Annotated in this window: 6 protein-coding genes; 2 read left to right on the forward strand and 4 right to left on the reverse strand. The window is 70.8% G+C overall.

Translation table 11 applies throughout. The features are described 5' to 3' along the window. Positions 1-380: 380 nt before the first annotated feature. The gene (locus ACFV6I_RS02670; RefSeq protein ID WP_063351877.1) at positions 381-971 is read right to left on the reverse strand and encodes a hypothetical protein; all 591 of its coding nucleotides are present in this window, start codon (positions 969-971) and stop codon (positions 381-383) included. Positions 972-1,056: 85 nt separating this feature from the next. Here ACFV6I_RS02670 and ACFV6I_RS02675 point away from each other — a divergent pair, with 85 nt between their 5' ends. Continuing rightward, positions 1,057-1,605 (forward strand): hypothetical protein, encoded by a 549-nt coding sequence (locus ACFV6I_RS02675; RefSeq protein WP_159398637.1) that lies wholly within the window; start codon positions 1,057-1,059, stop codon positions 1,603-1,605. Positions 1,606-1,702: 97 nt separating this feature from the next. Beyond that, entirely contained in the window at positions 1,703-2,608 is a 906-nt protein-coding gene (locus tag ACFV6I_RS02680) for an alpha/beta fold hydrolase (RefSeq protein WP_063352689.1), read from the forward strand. A gap of 26 nt (positions 2,609-2,634) precedes the next feature. On the opposite strand, the gene ACFV6I_RS02685 is transcribed toward ACFV6I_RS02680, so the two are convergent. The 3 genes from ACFV6I_RS02685 to ACFV6I_RS02695 form a co-directional block, all read right to left on the reverse strand. Continuing rightward, complete coding sequence (locus tag ACFV6I_RS02685; RefSeq protein ID WP_079136438.1) at positions 2,635-3,546, reverse strand: MBL fold metallo-hydrolase; 912 nt, start codon at positions 3,544-3,546, stop codon at positions 2,635-2,637. A 217-nt stretch (positions 3,547-3,763) separates the two neighbouring features. Further along, a complete protein-coding gene (locus tag ACFV6I_RS02690) occupies positions 3,764-4,690 on the reverse strand; it encodes a LysR family transcriptional regulator (RefSeq protein ID WP_063351876.1) in 927 nt (308 codons plus the stop codon). A 92-nt stretch (positions 4,691-4,782) separates the two neighbouring features. Beyond that, on the reverse strand, positions 4,783-5,514 hold the full coding sequence (locus ACFV6I_RS02695; RefSeq protein WP_063351875.1) for an SDR family oxidoreductase: 732 nt from the start codon (positions 5,512-5,514) through the stop codon (positions 4,783-4,785). Positions 5,515-5,715 lie beyond the last annotated feature (201 nt).

Raw genomic sequence — 5,715 nt, forward strand, 5'->3', positions numbered from 1 at the left:
GGCTCCGGCCGATGACCGGAGCCCACTCATCTGGCGTCGGTGAGTTGCCGGTGCCTTCGCCTGACGGGGCGAAGGGCGTCTTCGGGGTCGGTGAGCGCCGCCTCTGTGACCGGTGATCAGCCTCCCCGTGATGCCCGACTATTCGCCCGTCCCGGCCTCGGGATCGGAGGCGGTCACGAACGAAAGCAGCTGACGCCCGAGACCTCTCCTCTCTCCCCCGGCCGGGGCGGCTGTGGGAGGGTTCCCTGGCCCGCCGTCGGCTCTGGTGCCGGCGGCAGGGGCCTGAGGTCTCGGGCAGCCGGCAACTCGGACGGGCGGTGTCCTTATGCGGGTTCACCAAGCTGTCCGTTGTCCGCATCGCGAACCTGGCAACCGCCCTACTACGGCAGACGATGGTCGTCGAAGGGGTTGTCGGGCTCGTGGGGTTCGTACCGCTCGAAGTCGGGGCGGTCGATGAGCTCAGCGACTGAGAAGGGGTGCCGGTGGTCGGTGAGGAGCCGGTGGACGAACTCGGCGGTGGAACCCTCGAACCGCGCCCAGCTGTCGCCGTCCTCGTTGCGGGCGATGACCGGCCACCGGTTCGGGTCTGCGTCCTCCGTCAGCCAGTAGAACTGGTCGGCCTGGACGGAGCCAGCCCACTGCAGGAGCCCGCCCGGGGCCGGGTGGAGCTGGTGAGGCCGGTAGAGGTCGGCGATGCCGGGGTCGGCGGCGGCGAGTTCGGCAAGGTGGAGGGTGTGCTCGACGAGGCACAGGAACTGCGGGAACGGGTCGTCGTGGCCGGGCGGGGGGCCGGGCAGGGAGATGTCGAGGAAGCCTGCGAACGTGCCAGGGCCGAAGTGCTCCGCCAGGTGCCGGTAGTCGGGGGGGCAGGGCGGTACCGAGCCTGGCCTCGGCCGACGACCAGTCGACGGGCCACTGCCGCGACTTCGGCCGGCCCGTCGCGGCGGCGAGCCGCCGAACCCAGCGGTCACCCGGCACGTCGACCTCTTCCTCCCCGTCCTCGGCGAGCAGGCAGGCCGTCGCCGGGTCGGCCCGGCGGGCCGTCACCGCGACCAGGTGCGGCGCGCCGCCGTCGTTGTCCCGGACGATCCCGCAGCCGATCCAGCGCTCGCCCACCGCCCACCCGCACAGCTCGACCAGACGCCCGGCGAACGGGGCTACCAGCGGCAGCCCGCTGTCGCCGTCGAGCGTCGGGTCGACGAAACCGCCGGTCGCGAGGTTGCGCGACGACCCCCAGCGCGGGCGCAGCGCCTCAACGAGGCGGCGGTGGGCGGTGGTGAGGTCGCCGTCGGCGGGCAGGCGGGCGATGTCCGGGGCCGGGCGGGTCAGCAGGGCGTCGATGCGGTGCAGGTGGTCGGTGGTGTCATTCATGGTGTCAGTCAACCGTGGGCCGCTGACAGGGGTTTCGGTAGTTCTCGCCGCTGGCGATCACAGGTCGACGGTCAGCCGGCGGATCGCCTCGGTGTAGATGCGGACCAGCTTGCTCAGGTCGCTGTTCTCTCGTCGTCGCCCGGGCGCGGTCCTTCGCGGGCGTGGACGAGCGGTGTCATGCGGCTGGCGGAGGTCGAGAGCCTCGAATGGCCTACCTGGTCGACCAACTCCTGAAGCCCGCGAACTATTCAGTATTCTACCATAATTCGATGGAAAGTCATATTCATTGGGGATGTGGAAAATTGGCAACTCGTTCGCTATGTTGGCGCCCATGACTGCTAGCGCTGAATTAATTGTCGAATCCGGCGAATTGCGCCTGTGGACCGAACGGGTCGGCAACTCGAACGACCCGGCGGTCCTCCTGGTGATGGGGACCGCCGCACCCGGCATCGGATGGCCGGACGAGCTGGTGGATGTGCTGGCCGCCAGCGGTCGCCAGGTCATCCGCTACGACCACCGGGACACCGGCCGCTCCACCTGCCTGGACTTCGCCACCCACCCCTACACGCTGGCGGACATGGCAGCCGATGCGACGGCCGTGCTCGACGGCCACGGAGTCGCCGCCGCGCACATCGTCGGGGCCTCCCTGGGCGGTGCGATCGGCCAATGGCTGGCCGTTCACCGCCCTGAACGCGTACTGACTCTGACCGCGATGATGACCGGCCCGATGGGCCACAGCGCGGGCCCGGCCTGGGCGCGCGCCATGGCCGGTCGGGCACCCGACCCCAGCGACCTGCCGCCACCCGCAGCACGCTTCCTGGCGCACCTCGCACAACGCGCCGCTCTCCCGCAGGGGACTCGCGACGAGTACGTCACAGCGAACCTGGAGACGTGGCGCGTGCTCAACGGCGACATCCTTCCCTTCGACAAGCCTGCCGCTCGCCGCTTCGTGGAAGCCTCCTTCGACCGGACCGGTAACCACAGTGCGGCCCTCAACCACGATCTGGCTGGACGCCACATGACCGAAGACCGCCTTGCTCCGCTGTCCTCGATCAGGGCCCCGACACTGGTCATGCACGGCACGGAAGATCCCCTGCGCCCGCTACCGCATGGCCGTGCCCTCGCCGATGAAATCCCTCACTCCCGATTCCAGCCGATTCCCGGTATGGGGCACACACTGTTCTCCCCCGGACTTCCCCAGCAGATCGGCGAAATCATTCGCGAGCACACCGTGTAGGGAGCGGAACGTCGGGTAGGCAGCGGTCAGTCGGCGACGGCTCGCCAGGCGGGGCCGTCACCGTCGAGGTGAACCCGGCCGAACACCACGTCCGCGAAATGGACGCCGAAGCCGATCGTGCCCGGTCGGGCCAACTCGGCGACCAGGCGCCGGCGTTCCTGTGCGGCCCGGTCGGGGTCGAGGTCGGCGGCGGCCGACCATTCGGGGTGGTCCACCTGGACCGGTGAGTGCATGGCGTCGCCGAAGGCGATCAGCCGCTCGCCGCCCCCGGCGATGACGTAGGACGCGTGCCCGGCGGTGTGGCCGGGGGTGAGCAGCACGTGCACGCCGGGGAAGATCTCGTCGCCGTCGAGGACGGTGCGCACCTGTGGTGCCATGATCCGGAGGATCTCGTCGGTGATGCCGCGCGCCGCCAGGAGGTGGCGGTGTGCCCATTCGGGTGCGGCGACCAGGAGGTCGCGGCCGGCGAACGCGGGCAGGTCGCGGTCCGGGGCGGGGTTCCAGGCCCAGCCGATGTGGTCGAGGTGCAGGTGGGTGATGGCGACGGCCTCGATCGTGGCCGGCGGACGGCCCAGTGCGGCCAGGTTGTCGAGCAGCGCACCGCCGTGAATGGCCCCGCGCGGATTGCCCGGCTGAGCCGGGATCGACTGCGGGCCGAAGCCCGTGTCGATCAGCAGCGCACGGTCGCCGTGCTCCACCAGCAGCGCGCCGATGCCCGCCGCCAGGTTGCCGGAGTCGTCGAGGTACTGGGGGTGGGCGGCCCAGTCCTCCTCCGTGCTGCGGGGGAACCAGCCGCGCGCGCTGAGTTCCACCGCCCCGTCCGGCACGTAGGTCACCTTCGTGTCGCCGAGTCGGAGTGATCGTGTCATCGCCGGTCGCCGCAGTCGCTCGGCCAGCGGCGTCCGGTCCGTGGCCTGTTCCTTCGGGGTGTTCGTCATGGTCGCTCTCCTGGGGCGTGGCGGTGAAGGCGCGTTCGGTCGGTTTCGGTCCGACGTGGCGCCGGCCCGGTGGCGGGCGTGCCGAGCAGGGCACGGCCCGCGGATCGAGTGGGGAACCGTGGTCGGCGGTACCGGCCGCATCGGCGGCAGTGACCGCGGGTGTCCAGTTCACTCCGGTTGGAGCTCGCGATCCAGCAGCACTTCGAGTTCGCGACGATCACGAATCGCGATCGTCGCGCGCCGCCTCCCGACAGGCCTCCAGCAGGAAGCGCACGCGCTCGGGGGCGGCGGCACCGTGCACCGCCAACACGGTGGGCAGGGAGAGTGCCGCCTCGGCGCTCCGCGCTCCGGCCGGGGAACGCACCGGCAGGAAGGCCACCTGGTCGCCGCGCAGCTGGTGGGCGTGCGCCGCGTACACCACCGTCCAACCGGCAGCACCCGCGCCCAGCGCCGCAAGGGTGTCCTGGAGTGAACTGTGCGGTGGTCCGGGCACGGGCTCGAACCCGGCGTCCCGGCAGGCACCCATGACCAGATCGACCAGCGGCGGGTTGCTCCGGCGTTCCGTCAGGTGAAGCGGTAGCTCCGAGAGCCGGACGAGGTCGACCTCGTCCGCCCCGGCCAACGGGTGGCGGGCCGGCAGGGCGACCACGAGTTCCTCCTGCCACACCGGGATCAGCCGCACGCCTTGCGGCGTCGTCACCTCCCCGCGCACGAAGGCCGCGTCCCACTCCCGGTCGGCGACCCGCCGCAGGCGCTCCTCCGGCGCCGCCGACGCCAACTCCACCCGGGTGCCGGGCGCGTTTCGCCCCAGCGCCGCCAGCACCCGTTCCAACCGCACGCCCATGCCCCGGCTCGTCCCGACGCGCAGCACGGTCTCCCGCTCGGCGACGAAGCCGCCGACCAGGTCCAGGGCCCGTTGTTCGGCCGCCAACACCTCACGGGCGCCGGGCAGGAACGCCGCCCCCGCGGCAGTCAGCCGCACGCGGCGCCCCGAGCGGTCGAACAGCTCGACGCCCAGCTCACGCTCCAGCCGACCGATCTGCTGGCTGACGGCCGACTGCACGATCATCAACCGCTCGGCTGCGCGACCGAAGTGCAACTCCTCCGCCACCGCCACGAAGTACCGCAACTGACGAAATTCCATGACCTCGACCGGATCGGGAGCAGGGCACCGCCAGGCTACGGCAAGCACCGGTGCCCCGGTCCGACCGCTCACCTCACCCCGTCGCGGGGGGCCTATCCCTGGGCGGTGGGGCGAACGACGATGTCGCCGACGTCGACACCGTCCGGTTGTTCGATGGCGAAGGCGATGGCGCGGGCCACTGCGGCCGGCGGGAGGGCGATCTCCATCAGCTTGTCGATCTGGGCCTTCGCTGCCGGGTCCATGTGCTCCGCGAAGTCGGTGCGGACGGCGCCGGGTGAGACGACGGTCACGCGCAGGTTGGGGCCGGCCTCCTGGCGCAGGCCTTCGGAGACGGTGCGCACGGCGTTCTTGGTGGCGGCGTACACGGACTGGAGCGGGACGATGCGCAGTCCGGCGGTGGACACGGTGTTGACGAAGTGTCCGAATCCCTGCTCCCGGAAGAGGGGGAGGGCCGCCGCGATTCCGTACAGGACGCCTTTGAGGTTGACGTCGATCATCTGTTCCCAGTCCTCGACGCGCAGGTCGTCGAGGGGGGAGATCAGGCCGATCCCGGCGTTGCTGACGAGGACGTCGAGCTTGCCGTATCGGTCGCATGCCAGCTTGACGAGGTTGGGGAGGTCTTCGCGCCGCGTCACGTCCGTGCGGATCCAGGCGGCCTCGCCACCGGCCTGTTCGATGCGGGCGGCCAGGGCCGCGAGACGCTCCGGACGGCGTGCCCCGAGGACGACCTTCGCGCCGCGCTCGGCCAGCAGAAGCGCGGTCGCCTCGCCGATGCCGCTGCTGGCGCCTGTGATCGCCACGACCTTGCCTTCGATTCCTGGCATGCTCGCCTGTCCTTCCAGAGTGCGGATTGCGGAGTTGGAGTGCGGAGTGTGGAGTGCGGAGCAGAGGGGGCGTCCGGGCAGGTCGGACCATGCCCTAGAGTGAAAGTGGAGGCTCCGCCACTTAGCCCCCGTTTATTTGCGGGGCCACCCCCTATCAAACGAAAAATAGCCACCGAGTGTGGGAGCGATCCCCCCCATAAC

This window comes from Kitasatospora sp. NPDC059803 (assembly GCF_042732255.1).
Taxonomy (GTDB): Bacteria; Actinomycetota; Actinomycetes; order Streptomycetales; family Streptomycetaceae; genus Kitasatospora.